This is a genomic window from Bacillus sp. 220_BSPC (genome assembly GCF_001054655.1).
Taxonomy (GTDB): domain Bacteria; phylum Bacillota; class Bacilli; order Bacillales; family DSM-1321; genus Peribacillus; species Peribacillus frigoritolerans.
In genome coordinates this window covers 12,033-32,125 of sequence record NZ_JVPL01000048.1, presented here as the reverse complement: position 1 = coordinate 32,125, position 20,093 = coordinate 12,033, and the positions used below count along the sequence as shown (strand labels likewise).

General features: G+C 39.4%; 18 protein-coding genes. 14 read left to right on the top strand and 4 right to left on the bottom strand.

Annotation, left to right across the window (positions count from 1 at the left end):
• Positions 1-263 precede the first annotated feature (263 nt).
• The 4 genes from nagE to ADA55_RS29120 all read left to right on the top strand — a co-directional run bounded on the left by nagE (position 264) and on the right by ADA55_RS29120 (position 4,006).
• Positions 264-1,739, top strand: a complete 1,476-nt coding sequence (gene nagE, locus ADA55_RS03140) for an N-acetylglucosamine-specific PTS transporter subunit IIBC (protein ID WP_048678874.1) — start codon at positions 264-266, stop codon at positions 1,737-1,739.
• A gap of 368 nt (positions 1,740-2,107) precedes the next feature.
• Entirely contained in the window at positions 2,108-2,536 is a 429-nt protein-coding gene (locus ADA55_RS03135) for a DUF1801 domain-containing protein (protein ID WP_048678871.1), read from the top strand.
• 45 nt (positions 2,537-2,581) lie between these two features.
• Positions 2,582-3,625: an oxidoreductase gene (locus ADA55_RS03130; RefSeq protein WP_048678893.1), complete on the top strand. Its 1,044-nt coding sequence runs from the start codon at positions 2,582-2,584 to the stop codon at positions 3,623-3,625.
• A 234-nt stretch (positions 3,626-3,859) separates the two neighbouring features.
• Positions 3,860-4,006, top strand: a complete 147-nt coding sequence (locus tag ADA55_RS29120) for a hypothetical protein (protein ID WP_153246091.1) — start codon at positions 3,860-3,862, stop codon at positions 4,004-4,006.
• A 331-nt stretch (positions 4,007-4,337) separates the two neighbouring features.
• Here the strand turns inward: ADA55_RS29120 and ADA55_RS03125 are convergent, their stop codons facing one another.
• Positions 4,338-5,525: an MFS transporter gene (locus tag ADA55_RS03125; protein ID WP_034312334.1), complete on the bottom strand. Its 1,188-nt coding sequence runs from the start codon at positions 5,523-5,525 to the stop codon at positions 4,338-4,340.
• 121 nt (positions 5,526-5,646) lie between these two features.
• On the opposite strand from ADA55_RS03125, the gene ADA55_RS03120 reads away from it, so the two are divergent.
• Together ADA55_RS03120 and ADA55_RS03115 are read left to right on the top strand one after the other, a co-directional pair.
• Positions 5,647-6,093, top strand: a complete 447-nt coding sequence (locus ADA55_RS03120; protein ID WP_048678868.1) for a MarR family winged helix-turn-helix transcriptional regulator — start codon at positions 5,647-5,649, stop codon at positions 6,091-6,093.
• Positions 6,094-6,403: 310 nt separating this feature from the next.
• Positions 6,404-7,993: a long-chain-fatty-acid--CoA ligase gene (locus tag ADA55_RS03115; protein WP_048678867.1), complete on the top strand. Its 1,590-nt coding sequence runs from the start codon at positions 6,404-6,406 to the stop codon at positions 7,991-7,993.
• A 294-nt stretch (positions 7,994-8,287) separates the two neighbouring features.
• Here the strand turns inward: ADA55_RS03115 and ADA55_RS03110 are convergent, their stop codons facing one another.
• The gene (locus ADA55_RS03110) at positions 8,288-8,647 is read right to left on the bottom strand and encodes a hypothetical protein (protein ID WP_048678863.1); all 360 of its coding nucleotides are present in this window, start codon (positions 8,645-8,647) and stop codon (positions 8,288-8,290) included.
• 750 nt (positions 8,648-9,397) lie between these two features.
• Here ADA55_RS03110 and ADA55_RS03105 point away from each other — a divergent pair.
• From ADA55_RS03105 to ADA55_RS03080, 6 genes are read left to right on the top strand one after another with little or no spacing between them, the layout of a single operon-like run.
• Positions 9,398-10,501 carry an amidohydrolase/deacetylase family metallohydrolase gene (locus ADA55_RS03105; RefSeq protein ID WP_048678884.1) on the top strand — a complete coding sequence of 368 codons (1,104 nt, stop codon included), beginning with the start codon at positions 9,398-9,400 and terminating at the stop codon, positions 10,499-10,501.
• Positions 10,479-11,585 carry a DgaE family pyridoxal phosphate-dependent ammonia lyase gene (locus tag ADA55_RS03100; protein WP_048678861.1) on the top strand — a complete coding sequence of 369 codons (1,107 nt, stop codon included), beginning with the start codon at positions 10,479-10,481 and terminating at the stop codon, positions 11,583-11,585. The genes ADA55_RS03105 and ADA55_RS03100 overlap by 23 nt, the downstream gene beginning before the upstream one ends.
• Positions 11,582-12,337, top strand: a complete 756-nt coding sequence (gene dagF, locus ADA55_RS03095) for a 2-dehydro-3-deoxy-phosphogluconate aldolase (protein WP_048678858.1) — start codon at positions 11,582-11,584, stop codon at positions 12,335-12,337. The genes ADA55_RS03100 and dagF overlap by 4 nt, the downstream gene beginning before the upstream one ends.
• The gene (locus tag ADA55_RS03090) at positions 12,330-13,343 is read left to right on the top strand and encodes a sugar kinase (protein WP_048678880.1); all 1,014 of its coding nucleotides are present in this window, start codon (positions 12,330-12,332) and stop codon (positions 13,341-13,343) included. Before dagF ends, ADA55_RS03090 begins: the two co-directional genes overlap by 8 nt.
• A gap of 15 nt (positions 13,344-13,358) precedes the next feature.
• Positions 13,359-14,081, top strand: coding sequence for a GntR family transcriptional regulator (locus ADA55_RS03085; RefSeq protein ID WP_048678855.1), 723 nt, complete (start codon positions 13,359-13,361; stop codon positions 14,079-14,081).
• A 56-nt stretch (positions 14,082-14,137) separates the two neighbouring features.
• Positions 14,138-15,463, top strand: a complete 1,326-nt coding sequence (locus ADA55_RS03080; protein WP_048678852.1) for a gluconate:H+ symporter — start codon at positions 14,138-14,140, stop codon at positions 15,461-15,463.
• A gap of 211 nt (positions 15,464-15,674) precedes the next feature.
• On the opposite strand, the gene yppF is transcribed toward ADA55_RS03080, so the two are convergent.
• Both yppF and ADA55_RS03075 read right to left on the bottom strand, forming a co-directional pair.
• On the bottom strand, positions 15,675-15,857 hold the full coding sequence (gene yppF, locus ADA55_RS28160) for a YppF family protein (protein WP_055348417.1): 183 nt from the start codon (positions 15,855-15,857) through the stop codon (positions 15,675-15,677).
• Between the two features lie 254 nt (positions 15,858-16,111).
• The gene (locus ADA55_RS03075; RefSeq protein ID WP_048678849.1) at positions 16,112-17,404 is read right to left on the bottom strand and encodes an MFS transporter; all 1,293 of its coding nucleotides are present in this window, start codon (positions 17,402-17,404) and stop codon (positions 16,112-16,114) included.
• A 1,051-nt stretch (positions 17,405-18,455) separates the two neighbouring features.
• On the opposite strand from ADA55_RS03075, the gene ADA55_RS03070 reads away from it, so the two are divergent.
• Positions 18,456-19,271 (top strand): IclR family transcriptional regulator, encoded by an 816-nt coding sequence (locus ADA55_RS03070; protein WP_048678846.1) that lies wholly within the window; start codon positions 18,456-18,458, stop codon positions 19,269-19,271.
• 273 nt (positions 19,272-19,544) lie between these two features.
• Positions 19,545-20,078: a cupin domain-containing protein gene (locus ADA55_RS03065; RefSeq protein WP_048678841.1), complete on the top strand. Its 534-nt coding sequence runs from the start codon at positions 19,545-19,547 to the stop codon at positions 20,076-20,078.
• Positions 20,079-20,093 lie beyond the last annotated feature (15 nt).

Here is a 20,093-nt window from a genome sequence, read left to right as displayed (position 1 = left end):
AAATCTTGAAAGAATATCAAGTAAAGCAGGATGCCTTTAAAAAGGTTCGCAAAAATTACTTGCTCTATAAATAAGTGAAAAAAGAAAAGTCCGGGTTGGACTTTTCTTTTTTTATGGGCTTTCGAAGGAGGAGTAAATCGCTAAGACTTTATTCCTGAATATAGTCAAATTTATAAATGAAATGAAGTTCTAAAATGGAAGGAACCGTTGTCTAATAGAATATGGGGTTTCCCCTAAATCAGTATTGTCAGGAGGAAAGCGGAATGAAAAAATATCTTCAAAAAATTGGGCGTTCCTTGATGCTGCCAGTAGCCGTATTGCCGGCAGCCGCCATTTTAATGGGGATCGGTTACTGGATAGATCCAACAGGATGGGGAGCGGGAAGTCCGTTAGCAGCTTTCTTAATCAAAGCAGGTTCTTCGATCATTGACAATATGGCTATCTTGTTTGCCGTTGGAGTGGCGTTGGGGATGTCGAAAGGAAAAGATGGAGCTGCCGCTTTGAGCGGGCTCGTAGCCTATCTAGTCGTAACGACATTGCTTTCCACGGACTCGGTGGCGATGCTGCAAGGAATTGAGGCAAAAGATGTAAATCCAGCATTTGTGAAAATAGAGAATGCATTTGTCGGAATCCTTTCGGGCCTTATAGCGGCAGCTATGTATAATCGGTTCAGTAAGGTCGAGCTGCCTGATGCACTCGCCTTCTTTAGCGGTAAACGCCTAGTCCCGATCCTTACTGCGGTTATCATGTTACTGGTTTCCCTTATATTATTCTTCGTATGGCCACTCATCTACTCCTGGTTAGTTATATTCGGGGAAGGAATAAGTGAATTAGGTGCTGCTGGAGCAGGACTCTATGGATTCTTTAATCGGCTTTTGATACCAACAGGTTTACATCATGCGTTAAACTCCGTATTCTGGTTCGATGTAATAGGACTTAACGATATCGGTAAATTCTGGGCTGGAACAGGAATAAAAGGAACCACAGGCATGTATCAAGCCGGATTCTTTCCCGTGATGATGTTCGGTTTGCCGGCAGCAGCTCTTGCCATGTACCATACGGCAAAATCACGGAAGAAAAAACAAGTGGCCTCATTAATGCTCGCAGCCGGCTTCGCTTCATTTTTCACAGGCGTTACTGAACCTTTGGAATTTGCTTTCATGTTTGTTGCACCAGCCCTATTCGTTGTGCATGCCTTATTAACAGGAATATCGTTGGCTATTGCTGCGACTTTCCAATGGACAGCAGGGTTCGGTTTTAGTGCAGGATTCATTGACTTTGTTTTAAGCTCAAGATTGCCAATGGCAAATGAACCTTATATGCTGCTTCTTCAAGGACTGGCTTTTGCAGTCATCTACTATTTCTTATTCCGATTCTTGATAACTAGGTTCAATTTAATGACTCCCGGCAGAGAAGATGATACAGAAGATGAGCTTGATGGCGGAGGAGCGATTGCGGAAGCAAACAGCGGTCAAGGCGGGAATAATGAGAGCAAATTCTTTGGAATGGCTTCCACTATTTATGAGGGATTAGGCGGAGACGCTAACGTAACATCTGTAGATAACTGTGTTACCCGTTTAAGGGTTGAAGTGGAAAATATGGGAGCTGTCGATCAGAATAAAATTAAATCAGCAGGGGTTGCCGGAATCAATATTGTGGGTCCCCAAAGCATTCAAGTCATCGTAGGGACACAGGTACAATTCATAGCAGATGAAATAGAAAAGATCAGGCGGCAATAGATCTAGTAAAACTGCATTTTGCCTTTTAATGAAAAAATCTACGATCAGAATAATAATATCTGATCGTAGAGATTATTATGGTAAAGTAATGATTTTTAAAGCGCGAAAGATTTACTTAATAAACTCTGCTCTTAAAATAGAATAAAACGAATCAATGTTCTATAATATATAAGGGTATAATGAAGGATTTGCCATGAAGCTTAGAGAAATAGTAAAGGAGCTCGTCCGTCAATCATTGATACATCGGTGATGAAGGCTGCATACATACATAACAACCTTTAAAACACGATTGAACAGGGTACTAAGATACTGAGCAAGCGATATCTTATGAATTTTTTCTGCCTTTTAATATAAGGGAGGTTCCGGTCATGTATAAACAAAAAACCAAAGAGACGGACAGTAGTGTCATTGAGTTCATCGAAAACGTCGATAATCCGAAAAAACGTGAAGATGCCTACGAATTGTTGAATGTTTTTACCGAAACGACAGGTTATGAGGCAAAGATGTGGGGACCGAGCATAATTGGGTTCGGAACCTATCATTATAAATATGAATCAGGTCACGAAGGCGATGCCCCCCTGGTAGGTTTTTCACCTCGAAAAGCAAAAATCAGTTTATACTTTGCTCCAGGGGATAAAAAAAGAGAAGAATTATTACAGGCATTTGGAAATCACACTTCCGGAAAAGCGTGTGTATACATCAATAAAGTGGCAGATATCAATATTAATGTATTGAAAGAATTGATTAATCAATCTGTCAAGTTTTTGAGAGATACATACCCGGACAATGAAATATAATAAAATGTTTGTTTAAGAGGAACAAGAAAGCGAGTGGGATTGAAAATGAAAAAAATTAAAGTGGGCATAGTTGGGTACGGATTGTCAGGAGCTACTTTCCACGCGCCATTACTAAGTGTTTTAGAGCAGTTTCAAATAGCGAAAGTTGTGAGCTCCAATAAGGAAAAAGTCCAAAAAGATTTGAAAGATGTGGAAGTGGTAGGCAGCTTAGAGGAAATTCTTGAAGACCCGTCCATTGATTTGGCTGTTATCACGACACCGAGTGGTTTGCATTATGAAATGGCCAAGCAAAGCTTGTTAGCCGGGAAGCATGTCATCCTCGAAAAGCCGATGGTTGTGGAGGCTTGGGAGGCGGAGGAGCTCATCAAGATTGCTGAGGAAAAGAATCTTCTTTTAAGTGTCTATCATAACCGGAGATGGGATAATGACTTTTTGACCGTGAAAAAACTTATGGATGATGGAGTGCTTGGGGAAATCAATACATACCAAGTCCATTATGATCGATACCGGCCTGTGGTCAGGGATAGATGGAGGGAAAAACCGGGCCCGGGATCAGGCATGCTTTATGATCTAGGATCGCATCTCATCGATCAAGCACTTCATTTGTTTGGATTGCCGCAATTCGTTTCGGCAGATGTATTTTCCCAAAAAGAAAATGCAGAAACGGATGATTATTTCCATGTGATATTAGGATATGAAAAGCTGAGGGTTATCTTGCATTCAGGCTCAATCGTTCCGTATAATGGACCGCGGTATCAGGTGCATGGAAGTAAAGGATCATTTATCAAATACGGTCTTGATTGCCAAGAGGCAGACTTAAGTGAGGGGAAAAAACCATTGGATGACTCTTGGGGTGCAGATGATCCCGAATTCTATGGTAAGCTGGTTACGGTTGAAGGAGAAAATGAGATACATGAAACCATTGAAACACTGCATGGTTCTTATTTAACGTATTACCAGGCAGTTGCCGATAGTATATTGAACGGGAAAAAAGCTCCAGTCACTGCCCAAGAGGGGTTAGCGGTCATTAAAATCATTGATGCGGCTTTTGAAAGCAGTAAAGGAAAGAAAGCCATTTATATTAAATGAAATTAATTTCCCTTTATAACAAGATGAAATGAGAAAACTGAATGATAAGCGACCTTATTCTAAAAATAAGGTCGCTTTTTATTTTGGTGAGATATAAGCTTCAACTTAAGGAAAGAATGGAGCAAATACTTGTAAATTAGAGAGAGTGTGCATGATTTTGAGCTGTTTATTCGTGAGAATGAAGCAAATATTCAAGAGTTGGGGACGTTACTCGTGAATTTGGAGTAAATACTCGTGAAATTGATGCATTTACTCGTGAGTTTGAGGCATTTACTCGTGAATTCAATATTACGCATGAGTTTTAAGCAATTTCCGCATGAAATGGAAGTGAATATTCGAGAGTTAGAAGCGTTACTCGCAATTTCTGTCATTTACTCGTGAAATTGAGGCATTTACTCGTGAATTTGGAGTAAATACTCGTGAATTCGATGCATTTACTCGTGAATTGAATATTACGCATGAGTTGTAAGCTGTTTACTCGTGAATTCAGAACAAATACTCGTGAGTTTGAGTGTTACACAAAAATATGAGCAGTTTCCGCAAGAAAATGGAGCTAGTTCTCAAGAGATTGAAGTGTTACTCGTTATTAAACTGTTTTGGAGGATTTCAATTAAAAGAAGAATGGATAAAAAAATCCTAATGAAAACCCCCGGATAGCGGATGCTACTCGGGGGTTTCGTTAATGAATAAATTTTGAAATGCCATTTAAGCTCTAAGATAAGGCCTTTGCATGAAGAGATCGCTTTTGCCAAGCCATAGTAATCATTAAAGTAATGAATAAGAGGATAAGGCCCAACATGAACGGATAGGTAATGTGGACATCATACATCATTCCGGCAAGTGTTGGTCCGAGCACATTTCCGATGCTCATATACGCATTATTCATACCCATTGCAAAGCCTTGCTCATTCCCTGCCATCTTGGAAATCAGTGTGTTAAGAACTGGACGTAAGATGGAAGTGGAAAGGAAGATGATAAGTGAAATTAAAAAGAAAATCAGGTAATTTGATGCAAAAAGTGATAGAAGGAAACCGATGGCTGCAACACTGATAAAGATATTCAGCACATTCACTTCCCCGAAACGCTGTACGATCCGGTCGACGACAAACAATTGAACTATTACACTTACGATACCGGTGGCTGTAACCATTACGGCGATGTCCTTTGGAGTTGAATTGAATTGATTATCAAGATAAAGACCAATTACAGATTCATACGCCATTAAGCCAAAGCTCATTACAAGAGTAATGATGAGTGGGATGAAATAGGGCTTTTTCACGGATAAAGCGATCTTCCGAAGCATCGTTTCAGTTTTTGCATCCATGGATTGAGTAACCTGTGCCGTTTCGCTTTCTTTTAAAACAAAAATCGAAAATACGACTGCTGATAGGGATACCAGCGCAGAAATCAAAAAAGGAAACTTCAAGCCAAAGTCAGCTAAAAAACCTCCAATTCCTGGACCGACTACAATTCCCAGGGACATGGCGGCAGATACTAAACTATTGCCTTTAGCGCGTTGATCAAATGTGGTGATATCAGCAACATAAGCAAAAATTGCGGGTATAAGCAAAGCTGCCCCGATTCCGCCAATGATACGTGAAGCATATAATAACCAAATGGAATTGACTGCATAAAAAATAAACATGGATAATGTCAAACCGACCAATCCATAAATAATCATTTTTCTGCGCCCGAATTGGTCAGTCCATTTTCCGGCAATTGGCGAAAAGATAAGTTGTGCACCTGCGAAAATGGCAATCATTAGGCCAGCGGCGGTTCCACCTTGATTAATGGAGGCAAGGTATGCTGGTAAAATGGGAATGATGATGCCGAAACTCCCTATTGCGATAAACATATTGATCATGAGGATAATGATCTTTTTACGTTGTTCTGCTGACATGGACAGCCTCTCTCTCTCTTTAAAAATCAATAACCAATTTAATTCGCATGGTTAATTTTTTGATACGTTAATTATGTTATAGTTTTAGATAGATAGTGTCAATAAGAAAGGATTGTCAAACATGCATTCAAGTGAATTGTATAATTTACATCTAGAGATCAGGGAATTAAGCAGCCTATCACAGGAATTGGTGGAACCGTTATTGGTTAAATATGATTTAACTACTGTGCAGTATCGCGCATTGCAATTAATAGTCTTGAATGAATCCATAGCTGTTAAAGATGTTTCGAATCATTTGAAAATTAAACCTGCAGCAGGAACTGCACTAATTGATCGGCTTGAACGGAAGAAGTTGATTGAGAGGGTACACAGTGAGGATGATCGGCGGGTCGTTTTTATCCAATCCACCGAAAGTGGAAGGAATACCTATCATTCCATCAATAAGTGTTTTACCAAAACCTTTCGTGACTTTTATAGCGTCCTGAATGAAGAGGAAACGGAACGACTCAAACAAATCGTTGGGAAACTTACCGAACATCTATCGGCATGCATAGATAATAAAATATAATCTTCCTGACGTGTACAGTTTCCATTATAATAGAAAGAAGAAGCACTATATATTATTAAAGCAGTGAATTTCACTGTTTTTTAGGAGGTTAAATTATCAGAATAATTAAAAAACATTTGGATTATTCATCCCCTTGAGTAAAGCGGATAGGTCATTCAAAAATCTTTATATGGAAATCCATTAAAGAAGATATGACGGCTGGAAAATGAATATGTATTAAAAGGATACGAAGTTTTTTTCTCAGGATCCATCATGACGAACCCAGCAGGGTGCTGTATACAGTGAATCTGGAAAGAAGGAGATGGTAAAAATGTTTTCCCCATTAACTCCAATTGATTGGAAGCGCAGGGCCGTAAAATATTATCCCCATAAAGTGGCAGTCATCGATGAAGAGAAAAAGTTTACATATAAGGAATTCGGGCAGCGAACAGATCAACTTTCCAAAGCTTTGTATTCTTCGGGAATTGAAAAAGGTGACCATATTGCAGTTATGTTGCCAAATACGCATTATATGTTGGAATGTTTTTATGGCATTTGTCAAATGGGAGCGGTAATGGTTCCTTTGAATTATAGGCTTGCTGCAGAGGATTTGGAATTTATCATCAAGCATAGCGATTCAAAAATGTTGATAGTCGATGAAGAATTCACCGCTCCGATCGAAAAGATCATTACTAAACTTTCCTTGGAAAAGATCATCATCGTGCCTGTTGAAGGATATGAAACCACTTTACCTGGAATAGATTATGAGAGTTTCATCTTGCATGCAAATGATGATGGACTGCCAGAGGTTAAAATCGATGAAAATCAACTTTTGACTATAAATTACACGAGTGGAACGACTTCAAAACCAAAAGGGGTCATGTTAACTCATCGTGGGAATTACATGAACTCCGCTAACTTCATTTATCACCTAGGAGTGAAGCATGACGATGTATACTTACATACCTTGCCAATGTTCCACGCTAATGGCTGGGGAGGGGTATGGTCGGTAACGGCTACTGGCGGGACTCATGTATGTTTAAGGAAAGTCGATCCCCCTCTTATCCTCAAATTATTCGCCCTTCATAATATTACATTGTTATGTGGAGCGCCTACTGTCGTCAATATGCTGGTAAATGATCCTAAAGCAAAAGAAACAAATATCAAAGTGCGTCCACGGATGGCAACAGCAGGTGCTCCTCCAGCAGCAGCGCTTATTCAAAAGGCACAAGAAATCCTTGGTTTGAATATGATCCACGTATATGGATTAACAGAAACTTCCCCATTCATCCTATATAACGAGTGGAAGGATGAGTTTGAAGCTAAATCGGCGGACGAACAAGCAATAATAAAGGCAAGACAAGGGATTGAATTGGTTTTCAATGGGGAAACGATGGTAGTCAATAAAGAAGGGAAAGAAGTCGCTTGGGATGGAAAGGAACTGGGGGAAATCATTACTCGCGGCAATGTTGTAATGGAAGGATATTATAAGGATCCGGAAAAGACGGCCGAAGCAATTAGGGATGGCTGGTTTCATACCGGGGATCTGGCAGTTACCTATCCTGATGGATATATTGAGATACAAGACAGGGCTAAGGATTTAATCATTTCCGGCGGGGAAAATATTTCTTCAACAGAGGTAGAAGGGGTATTGTATAAACATCCAGATGTTTTGGAGGCTGCGGTCATTGCCATCCCAGACGATAAATGGGGAGAAACGCCTAAGGCAATCATCGTGCTGCATCCCAATGCAAAAGTGACAGAAAATGAGATCATCACCTTTTGCCGCTCAAAAATGGCTCACTTTAAAGCACCGACAAAAGTTGAATTCGTAGAGTCTTTACCGAAAACGGCAACAGGTAAGCTACAAAAATACCGTTTGAGGGAAATCCATTGGAAAGGATCGAAAAAGGTAAATTAAAGGCTTTCATAGGAACGGGATATATATTAAGTGAAAGTCATAAAAAGGAAAATTAAATGGAGTATTACAATTAACAAGACCAAGAACGCTTTTAAATAAGCATTCTTGGTTTTTATATTATGGAAATCAACATTTCCTCTGTAATACTAGGAACAGGAAGGATTAATTGAGGGCTTCTAAATGAAAGATTTGACTTAGTGTAATATATATACGTTATTTTAGATAAACTTGGTTTTATACCACTAGCATAGACTGATACATGATAAGCGTGTTTTCCGGAATAATATGCTGCTATTAAACAATTAGGACTGCCAGTGCAGTAGCTACTCCTGCTGTGCGGTTGGGCCACCTGCAAACACAAGGGTACTTACGATGCTTAACCATGTTGTCCCTTTTGATGAGCCTTACCATCTTTCCTAATTGGGTATTTGTTAGTTTAGCTTGATGAGCAATAGGTTTGCTCATTTCAATGATGCTTGCTGTTGATTGTATTTGTATAACATCATCACTAATTAATTTGACTTCCACAATGGGGTTGACTGTTGATGAAGGTATTGTTTCATTTTTCTCTTCGGCCAATGTATTGGGGACATGTGAGAATACTAATAAACTTATTATTGGTATTGAAAATAAGGATTTTTTCTTCATTTTCATAACAATATCTAATATTTTTTGAAAAATTGGTATAATACCATACTATATAACTATATGTTGAGGTCAAAATAAATATGGAAACTAAGGAAAAAAGCTTTAAAACAGTAATAATTGTACTTATTTCTATATGAGGTCTATGTTGTACATAGAAAATAAATTTCGATCAGCTAGTACTACTGAGGACATCCTGATTATAAAACCTAGATATTAATTTTATTTATAGCAATAATTGGATTAACTATATGGTTGAATAAAAAGAAAAAAAGGATCTAATTCCTCAGTTTGGAGACAAAAGGGGTTCTATAGCGAGTGTCTTGGAGGAACCGTTCAAACCCTTTAAACCCATTAGTCTTTATTCTGACTTAGAGTTAGTTTTTTAAGAAAAAGCATTATTTCCGATAATTAGAGTAGAAACTTTCATCAATGGATTTTGTGAATTCGTAAAAAAAGGCGGGAAGAAAAACAGAATGTTTTTCTTCCCGCCTTTTTTTTATGGGTAGCATGAAAAATTTCAAAAAACCTAATGAGATTATATTATATGAAGAAACTAAGAAGCACAAAGAAAAAATAGCCTTGATCTTATAAAAATTCTGTAAATTTAAATCAAACATTATAACGTTATATTGATTAGTTCGACAAAATATGATAATCTATTTTTGTAAAGCGAAATTAATGAATTCTTATACAATTCAGTGTAACCGTATACAAAGTACTTTCAATCGATAGGATGTACCGAAAAGGATGAGGGAAATGACAGATACGTTAGTTCTGAAGAATGTAAAAATGGTAGAGGGAAAAGCAGCGGATATCATCCTGGAAAATGGGATGATTAAGGAAATTGCACGACCCGGAACTGCAACAGGAGATAAGATAATAGATTATGATCAAAAAGTTTTTGTTTCGAGCGGTTGGATTGATATGCATGTACATGCTTTCCCGGAATTCGATCCTTATGGTGATGAGGTTGATGAGATTGGATATAAAACTGGTGTAACAACGGTCATAGATGCGGGAAGCACGGGGGCAGATAGGATAACCGATCTGGTTGGAAGTTGTGAAAATTCCAAAACGAATGTTTTCGCCTTTCTGAATATTTCGCGGATTGGATTGAAAAGGGTTGATGAGTTATCGGATATTTCATGGCTGGACGAAGGGGAATTAATGAAGGCAATTTCCAAGTACGGGGATTTTGTCGTTGGACTTAAAGCGAGAATAAGTAAAAGTGTAGTTGGTCCAAATGGTGTCGAGCCATTAAAAATCGCAAGGAAGTTCTCGGCTGAAACGGGTTTACCATTAATGGTTCATATCGGTTCAGGGCCGCCTGATATTAAGGAAGTCCTTCAATTACTTGAGGAAAAGGACATTATTACTCATTTTCTAAATGGTAAAGCGAATAATTTATTTGATGAAAGAGAAGAGCCGCTGCCTGAGTTGATTAAGGCAATTGAACGTGGTGTACATTTGGATGTAGGTCATGGAACGGCAAGCTTTTCTTTTAAAACTGCAGAAATGGCTAAAAAGCGGGGAATCGGCTTCAATACGATCAGTACGGATATATATCGGAAAAACAGAGAGAATGGGCCAGTTTTTAATATGGCAAATATGCTTACAAAATTTTTGTACCTCGGTTATCCATTAAAAGAAGTAATAGATGCGGTTACGGTCAATGCAGCAGCTTGGTTGAATAAACCAGAGCTTGGAAGGATTTCAGCTGGGGATATTGCGAACCTGACTTTATTCTCGATCGAGAATGAGCCGACCCTTTTATTGGATTCCGAAGGCGAAAAAAGGATGGCAGAAAAAAGAGTTGTTGTAAAAGGAGTGGTTATAAATGGAGAATTCATTGAATGCTAAATACGGTTTGAAAAGAGTCATCAATGCAAGCGGAAGAATGAGCATATTGGGAGTCTCTGCCCCAACTGACACAGTGATGGACGCGATGAAAAAAGGTGGGCAAAATTATGTTGAAATTTCTGATTTAGTCGATAAGTCAGGCCAGCATATAGCGAATTTGCTTCATTCTGAAGCAGCGGTGGTCGTAAACTCAGCATCAAGCGGAATTGCGCTTTCAGTAGCGGCAATCGTTACTGAAGGAAACAGAAGGAAAAGCGAAAGGCTTCATCAAGATCGTATTCAAAAGAATGAAATCATCATGCTGAAAGGCCATAACGTTCAGTATGGTGCACCGGTTGAAACCATGATTTATCTTGGCGGCGGAAAATTGGTTGAAGTTGGATATGCAAATGAAGGGAAAGCAGAACATATTGCGGAGGCCATAAATGAAAATACTTCCGCTATTTTATATGTGAAATCGCATCATGCCGTCCAGAAAAATATGATATCGGTCGAAGAAGCATGGGAAGTGGCCAAAACGAATAATATCCCTCTGATTGTCGATGCAGCAGCGGAAGAAGATTTGGAAAAATATGTACAATTCTCCGACCTGGCGATTTATAGTGGTTCAAAAGCCATTGAAGGACCCACATCCGGTATCGTTGCTGGCAGAAAAAAATATATCGAATGGGTAAAGGTTCAATTGCACTGTATAGGAAGGAGCATGAAGGTTGGAAAGGAAACGACCTTTGGGCTGCTTCAGGCATTGGATGAGTATTTTGTCAAGACGGATAATAGCGAAAAAGAAAAAGCTAGTTTACAAGTTCTCACATCACTTGACTCGATTGATGGCGTAAAAGTAACGATAGTTCAGGATGAAGCCGGACGTGCCATATATAGAGCACGTATTTCCATAGATCCTTTGACGGAAACGACGGCGAAAGAAGTGAACGAGCAGCTCAAAAATGGGGATATCGCCATTTATACACGGGATTATGGGATACGGCAAGGCTTTTTCGATATAGATCCGCGTCCATTGCAAGGTGATGATATAAATGTTATTGAATCACGATTAAGAACCATATTAGGAGGAAAACAAGGATGACAAACATAAACAAACGGTTATTGAATGATCGTGTAGCCTTAAATGTACTTGCAAATAGTGTGGAAAATGCAGTGGAAGTCTTTGAAGCAGCTGAAGGACATGTATTGGTTGGTGTACTCTCAAAGGATTATCCAACTGTCGAAGCAGGTGTTACAGCAATGAAAGAATACGGGGAAGCCATTGATGAGGCCGTTTCAATTGGATTGGGCGCAGGCGATAATAGACAGGCTGCAGTTGTCGCAGAAATAGCAAAATACTATCCAGGGAGTCATATTAACCAGGTTTTTCCGGCTGTTGGTGCTACGAGGGCCAATTTAGGCGAGAAGGATAGCTGGATAAATTCACTTGTTTCTCCAACTGGGAAAGCCGGTTATGTGAATATCTCCACTGGTCCTGTAAGTGCAGGCGCAAGTGAAACTGCCATTGTGCCAATCAAGGCTGCCATTGCGCTCGTTCGCGATATGGGAGGAAATGCTTTGAAATATTTCCCTATGAAAGGGCTGAAGCATGAAGATGAATATCGTGCTGTAGCAAAAGCTTGTGGTGAAGAGGGATTTGCTTTGGAACCAACAGGTGGAATCGACTTAAATAATTTCGGGACGATATTAGAAATTGCATTAGAAGCAAAAGTGCCTAAAGTCATTCCCCACGTATATTCTTCCATCATTGATGAAGCGACTGGTAAAACGAATGGGGAGGATGTACGGAAATTATTGGCCATGACGAAAAAATTGGTTGAAAAATATGCCTAAAAGAATTGTGGCATTCGGGGAAGTAATGATGCGTTTGCAGGTACCAGGGCATGAATTGCTATCACAGGCTAACACGCTGCAATACTCCTTTTCAGGCACGGGAGTAAATGTGGCTTCTGCGATGACAAAACTTGGACATGATGGGTATCTTGTGACAATGTTACCGGATAACCCCCTTGGTGATTCAGCAATTTCAGCTTTGCAGGGCTTAGGAATCGGCAGGAACTACATCTCTAGAGGCGGCAAATACATGGGGATGTACTTTTTGGAAAATGGATTTGGACAGCGGGCGAGCCGTGTCACATATTCCAATCGACTGGAAAGCAGTTTTAATACTGCCACCTTATCCGATTATGATATGGATATGATTTCGGAAAAGACGGATATCATCCATTTTTGCGGAATCACGCTTGCAATGGCGGAAAATGTACGGGAAAGCATGAAGGTGCTGGCTAGAAAAGTCAAAGAAAAGGGCGGTACAGTCTGTTTCGACTGCAATTACCGACCTTCCTTATGGGAGGGAGGTTACGCTGACGCAAAGCCTCATTATGAAGAAATGCTTTCTTTGGCTGATATCGTCATGATGAATGAAAAAGACGCGCTTTATATTTTAGGAATGAAGTCAGAAGGCTCCACAAGGGAAGAACAGCTTGTTGAGTTGATCCCTGAAGTGGCCAAGCGATTCAAAATTCAATCGATAGCGGGGACACATCGTTCGATCAACAGTGATAATAGCCATACCTTGAGGGGGTATATATACAAAGAAGAAACATTTTACTTTTCCGATATCCTATCATTTTCCGTATATGATAGAATAGGTTCAGGCGATGCTTACACCAGCGGAATCTTACATGGCGAATTGCTAGGATATTCCCCTGAAAAGACAGTACGATTTGCTGCTGTATCAGGAATGCTGGCATGTACTGTCGTTGGAGATACTCCTTTGGCAACCGAAAAGGAGATACTCTCGGCAATGGAAGGTAAAATGGAAGATATTAAAAGATAAGGCAGGAGATTAGGAATGAATGTGAACAGGAAAAATGGACCGATGTATTTACAGATAAAAGAAATATTAAAGGATCGTATTTTACATGGGGTTTATGCCATCGACACAAACATTCCCTCCGAGCCTCTTTTAGAAGAAGAATTTAACGTAAGTAAGGTTACTGTCCGTAATGCAATCAAAGAACTCGTGCAAGAGGGGTATGTTGAAAAGAAAAGCGGCAAAGGCACTAGAGTCATAGCTAATGGTTCGATTGTCAAACTTTCCAAAGGGAAACGTTTCACAGAGCTGTTGGTGGAGGAAGGGCACTCCATTTTAAAAAAGGTGTTAAACATAAGTCAGATTGACCTTTCTTCAGACTCTAAGCTGCATTCTTTATTTGGTGCCCGTTGCATAAGTATCGAACGGATATATTTATTGGACAATGAACCTTATATTTACTTTACACATTATATTTCACTTGATTTAAACCAAGAAGAGATTAAAGAGGTCCAAATCAATTCTTTGTACCGCTTTTTGGAAGAGCAAAACGTCAAACTTGAAACATTCAGAGATGAGTTTGCCGTTGCTATCGCTCCGGATCACATTTGCGAAACACTGAAAATCGAAAACAATAGTCCAGTACTAAAGAGGATTCGGATTTCCAGTGATGGGGACGGAAATGTTACGGAATACAGTGAAGGATATTACAACACGGCTAAACAGAACTACATTGTGACATATAACGAGCCGGTACAATAATCCCATTTATTGTATTGGTTTGAATGTAAGCGATTTCTTGGGAATGGGGAGAATATATGGATCTATATTTATTAGGAATCACGCTGATAGCAATCGTAATTGTCATTTTGGGGGTATCATTGTGGAAATGGCATGCGTTCATCAGCCTGACTGTTGCCAGTTTATTTTTAGCGATTTTTTCCGGACTGCCAATGGACAAGATCGTTGGTGCTTATGAAACGGGTGTCGGAGCGGTCCTTGGGCACCTTATTGGAATATTGGCCTTAGGGACCATCCTAGGAAAGATGATGTCCGACTCTGGAGCCGGAATGCAGGTTGCTGACTTTTTCATTAATAAATTCGGTGTGAAAAACCTGCCATGGGCCATGCTTTTATCTGGTTTCATCATCGGCATTCCGGTATTTTTCGAGGTTGGTTTAGTAATATTGCTTCCTTTGGTCATTTCCATTCGTAAATCAACCAAAGTGAACATCTTGTTAATTGGCATTCCAGTACTTGCTGGTTTATCGATCGTACATGGGCTGGTGCCTCCGCATCCTGGAGCCATGACAGCTATTGGAATTTATAATGCTAACATGGGGCAGGTACTTCTGTACTCATTGATCATCGCATTCCCGACGGCTGTAATTGCGGGACCGCTATTCGCAAAATGGATTCATAAACGGGTTATTCCTGTTGGAGAACCGGAATTGATCCGTGTTGAAACAAAGTCAAGTGGATTACCCGGCACTGGAGTATCGTTCTTCATCATCCTTTTGCCAGTATTGTTGATGGTTCTAACTGTAGTGGCGCCTTATCTGCCGCTACCGGGTTCGATTGAAAAATTCTTATTGTTTATCGGAAGTCCAGTGATCGCCCTATTAATCTCCTGTTTTGCAGCTTACTATTTCTTGGGCTACAGACAGGGAATGGACAAATCACTAATTAAAAAGTTGACGGAAGAATGCTTATTGCCATTAGCATCCATTATTCTAATTATCGGTGCTGGCGGAGGGTTCAAGCAAATTTTAATTGATAGTGGCGTAGGGACTGCAATTGCTTCCATGTCTGAAGAAATTTCTTTATCACCGATCGTTCTTGCATTCCTTGTGGCCGGATTGATTCGGATTGCCACAGGTTCTGCAACCGTCGCTTTGACCACGGCAGCAGGGATCGTTTCACCGGTCGTTGCCAATATGACGGGTGTTAATCTAGAATTGCTCGTAATTGCCACGGGAGCAGGCTCACTCATGTTCTCCCATGTTAATGACGCCGGTTTCTGGTTAGTGAAAGAATACATGGGACTAACCGTTAAAGAAACTTTCAAAACTTGGACAATGATGGAAACATTACTTTCCTTCGTTGCATTCGGTTTGGTTTTAATTTTCGATATATTCATTTAATTAAAATGAATTTCTGCAATGTCTGATTAAGTAACATTTACCTCCGTGAACTGTCTTGGGGTGACAGATCACGGAGGCTTTTATATATTTATGAACATACTGGGGATGAGAAAATGACCGGCTGTATTTTTAAAGATAGGTCGTTGCGGAAAAACAGAAACAAAAGTCATCCACAATGGGGAGTAGTTAGTCTAGTGACAAGGGTGTAGCTTCATCCAGGAGATGTTTGTTTGGCTCCTCGAAGATATAAGTCCTGACAGAGACTTCTATATTGCAAGATTGACAGCTTCCCGTTTACATATTCATTCTGAATATAATCCAATAAATCATTGGCATGGTTAGGCTTTTGACGTTTTTCCTGAATATAATGGAGAATTAAAACTTCTATATTCACACACTCACCTTACTTGACAAGTATTTTTTTCCATAAATAATATAACATGGGCATTCAAAAAATTATCATTTTTTGAATATTTTAACTATCGACATATTTATACAAATAAAGGAGTGATTCGGAGTAACCGGTGGGAAATTTTATCGGGTAATGCAAAAAATGAGCGATATTATTTCGACTCACTTTTAAGTCGGCACAAGAAAAACCCCTGATAAATCAAGGGTTGGAGGTATAAAACTGATTTTACAAGGACTTCATGCCTGTATCTTTTGTACATGTATAGGTGATAAGCGCAGTTCTGCGGATTCTCTCTTAATGGAGAATAAATAAGCTGCCAAACCTAAGAGGGCTGTAAAAATCAGCATGGCGATCGATGAACTGAAGTCCCCGCCAGACAAGTCACGAAGCCATCCCATGATATAGCTCGAAAAGCCGCCCATGATATTCGTGAATCCAATTAGACCTGCGGCTCGTCCTGCCGTTTCAGGTGTTGAATATTTTACCATGAGCATATTGCTTAGGTGGAACACACCGCCTTGACATCCCATTGCCAGTCCCATACATAGTCCGGCCAAAATAGGATTGGGGATGAAGACAGCTACAGTCAAAAAGACAGCCGTCAATGAAAATAGAATCGTGGCCATCAAACTTGGACGTCTGGTTTTGTCAGCCAGAAAACCGCATGCCAAGACAAATCCTAAAGCGAATAGCCAGGAAAGTGAAGTAATGCTTGACATTCCTTCCTTTTCGAATCCTTTTGCTTCAATGAGATATGTAGGAAGCCAAATGCTGATTCCGAAAAATAAGAAGGAGCATACGAGCATGCCGAACCAAACGATCCAGAAACGATAATCTTGGGCGAAACTTTTCTTATTCTCGGAATGGGCGGTTTCTTTTATTTCATCATCCGTTTGGCGAATGAATGCCAATTCCTCCTTACTTATACGGGGGTGCTCTTCTGGTGTATTCCTCGTCATTAAGATGAACATCGGGATATTTATAAATAAGTTGAAAGCTGCAAGCATAAAGAAAGCTGCTTGCCAGTGAAGTAAAGATATCACAAGCACCAAAACAACGGCTCCCATTGCCGGTCCTAAATAGTTTCCGGTAAGCCAAGATGCCTGGGCCCTCCCCAGTTCGCGTTTATTAAACCAGTTAGAAATGAGCTTTCCGGAAACCGGAATCATCATCCCTTCACCAAAACCAAGAATGATCCTGCTAATTAAAAATATTTCATATGAATTTGCCAGTCCTGACATAATCATCGTGATTGTCCAAACGAATAAACCGGCGATGGCTGTTTTTCGGGCACCTAATTTATCAATGATGAAGCCCCAAAAAAGATTTGAAACTCCATAAGCAATGGTGAATACAAAAGATAGAAGACCGATCTTTGCATTTTTGTCAGCACCTGTCATACCGAGTGCATGCAAGAATTCTGGATCTGTTTGAATGATGGAAATGCCAACCTTATCAATTTGTCCAAAAAACCAAAAGAAAAAAATTGGTACGGCAATATACAACCATCTTTTTTGCCCATTTAACATAATACCATCTCCCTATTGCTTTTTAACATTCCTTAAAACGCTTACATTTGAGAATAAGTGTTTTTTCGGTTATCCCTTTAGAAAGGTACTAGTTTGTTTTGATTTTTCCCGCCTTTCTTTAAAATTTTGATAGAAAAAAAGAAACAGAAGTGTTTTGTAAGGAAAACAAAGTTTTACTTTCTTAACGATAAATTAAAATAATTTGATTGTCAATTTAATATTTTGACAATTTTCTATTTTTAGAATATAAGTACTTTCGGTTATAAAACGAACTTTGTTTCATCCTATTGAGTAGATGGAGCTCTATAAACCAGGACTTAAAATGGAAGTAATACTGATTCTTTGTGTCCAAAAAACAAATTATTTACAAATTATTAAAAATTCTGACTTGTTGATATTGAATTTAAAATCAGGAAAATCTATAATTCATTTATATTGTTTTGTATATGAAATACTTATTACGGAAAATTTCGTGATTTGGCAGAGAATATCGATGTATGAAAATTCTTTATTGTTTTTACTTGAATATTTGGTTATATTTGGTTATATAACAACGAGCTTTTCTATCGAAACGTCAATTAAGCTAGGCATTCCAAATAGTTTTATATATGTAACTATGCTTTAATTGACACATAAACACTATTCTATTTATACATGAAGAGTAAAGGATTGTGAGGTAGTAATGGTTGCCAATTTGCAGTACTGCCCGCTTCATTATCAGGAATAGGGATAATGAATAGCGCTCGAAGACACCAGCTCGATTAAAAGTTCCCGGCTTTTACTAGCCGTTTTCCGGAAGCGGTGAAAGCGTTGAGTATATCTGATGTTACTCGTTGGGTAGCTGTTGTAATGAAAGAAAGTAAACGGAAACGTCTGAATTGATTACAATCTGTTAAGGAAGCATCAGAAAACAGGCAACCATTGAAGTATGCATCAAAATATTCACCAAATGAACGATCAGAAAAAAATGTACATATACTGCAAGTTCTTCTTACTGATGGGTTATAGTCAGGAGAAAATAAGATTTATTCACAACGGGGGGAATACTCGAATGGCAAGCGAAGAAAAAGAGAAAGAGAAATATAGTGCTAATTCATTGGTTAGGGGCTTGGAAATCATTAAGCTCTTTAATGAGGTACAGCCGAGCTTGTCTCTTTCAGAAATAGCAAAACAACTGGGAGTAAGCAGAACCGTACCATATCGTTTATTATTCACATTACAAAATATTGGTTACTTGTCTCAGGATGAACATACCAAACGTTATAGTTTAACTCCTAAAGTTCTTGAATTGGGGTTCAGCTATTTGAATAGCTTGAAATTCCAAGAAATTGTCCAACCTTATATGGAGACCTTGCGTGATGAAATCGGAGCCTCCTGCCATCTTTCCATTTTGGATGGACAGGAAGTTGTTTATGTTGGAAGTGCCCCGATCAGAGGTGTATCCGCTGTCAATGTGAACATAGGCTTGCGGCTGCCGGCACATGCTTTGGCCAATGGAAAATTACTTTTGGCATATCAACCGAAAGAATTGCTCATGCAAATGTTCAAAATATCGAACCTTACTCCTTATACAGACAAAACACTCACCGCGCCTGGTGAATTTCAAAAACAGCTGGATTCGATTCGGCAAAATGGTTATTCGATGACAAGCGGGGAATTCCACCCTGGCATCCGTTCGGTTGCCGCCCCGATCTTTGATAGGACCGGGAAAGTATTGGCTGCCTTGAATGTTGTAGCAACAGAGTCTGCTTATCAGGAGGATTTCATCGATAAAATTGCCTTGCCGAAACTGTTGGAAGTTTCTCGTCAGTTATCCGTTTATATGGGATACAGCGGGGTTAAGCCTTATCAACACGAAGATGTCTGAACGATTTAAAATCGATTAATAAGTGAATAACCTCTTTCGAAAGTGTGGATCTCCCATTAGGGAAATCCACACTTTTTTGTGTTAAGAAAAGCAAATCGTTACAAGTTTATCTCATAGTGGTGAACGTTCAGATTATAGAAATAGTTTTAAATATTCTAAAAACTCATTGACAATGAAGCGGTTTCATTTTAGACTTAATTCATAGACAAAACAATGTTTTGCTTATGAAACATAATTCGGTTTAGAAACAACAAATAAGGGAGGAATTTTAAAATGACAAAAGAAACTTTTTCAGTGAAGGATTTTGAAAAAAAATATGTTGCCCGATTGAAAGACCGTACTCTTGATTGGAATGTCTTGAAGTTCCAAGAAGAAATTGATCCCGCTTATAGACGCGCACAGATGAGATATATTGGACGTGGTGCCACTGCCAATAACGATACGAATGTAATTGCAGGTGAACATTTCACTTTAAGTACGATGGTGCTTCCTCCGGGATGTATCGGTCCTTTGCACCTTCATGACGATGTTGAAGAAGTGTTTTTCATTCTTGAGGGTGAAGTCACGGCATTAATTCAAGAGGACAGCAACAGTGAAGTGCATGAAATCAAATTAAGTGCGAGAGACTGCATAAGCAGCCCGCCAGGGGTTTATCGGGGAATTAGGAATGACGGGGATGTAGAGGCGCGCATGCTAGTGATGCTTGGGGCAGTGAAGCCTAACTTACCGACATACCCTGAAGGCAGTGAACTGGAAGAACTGCGTAAACAACGCTCTAAAGAAAGAGAAGCCATCATTAAAGATTGATCATTTAGCCGAAAG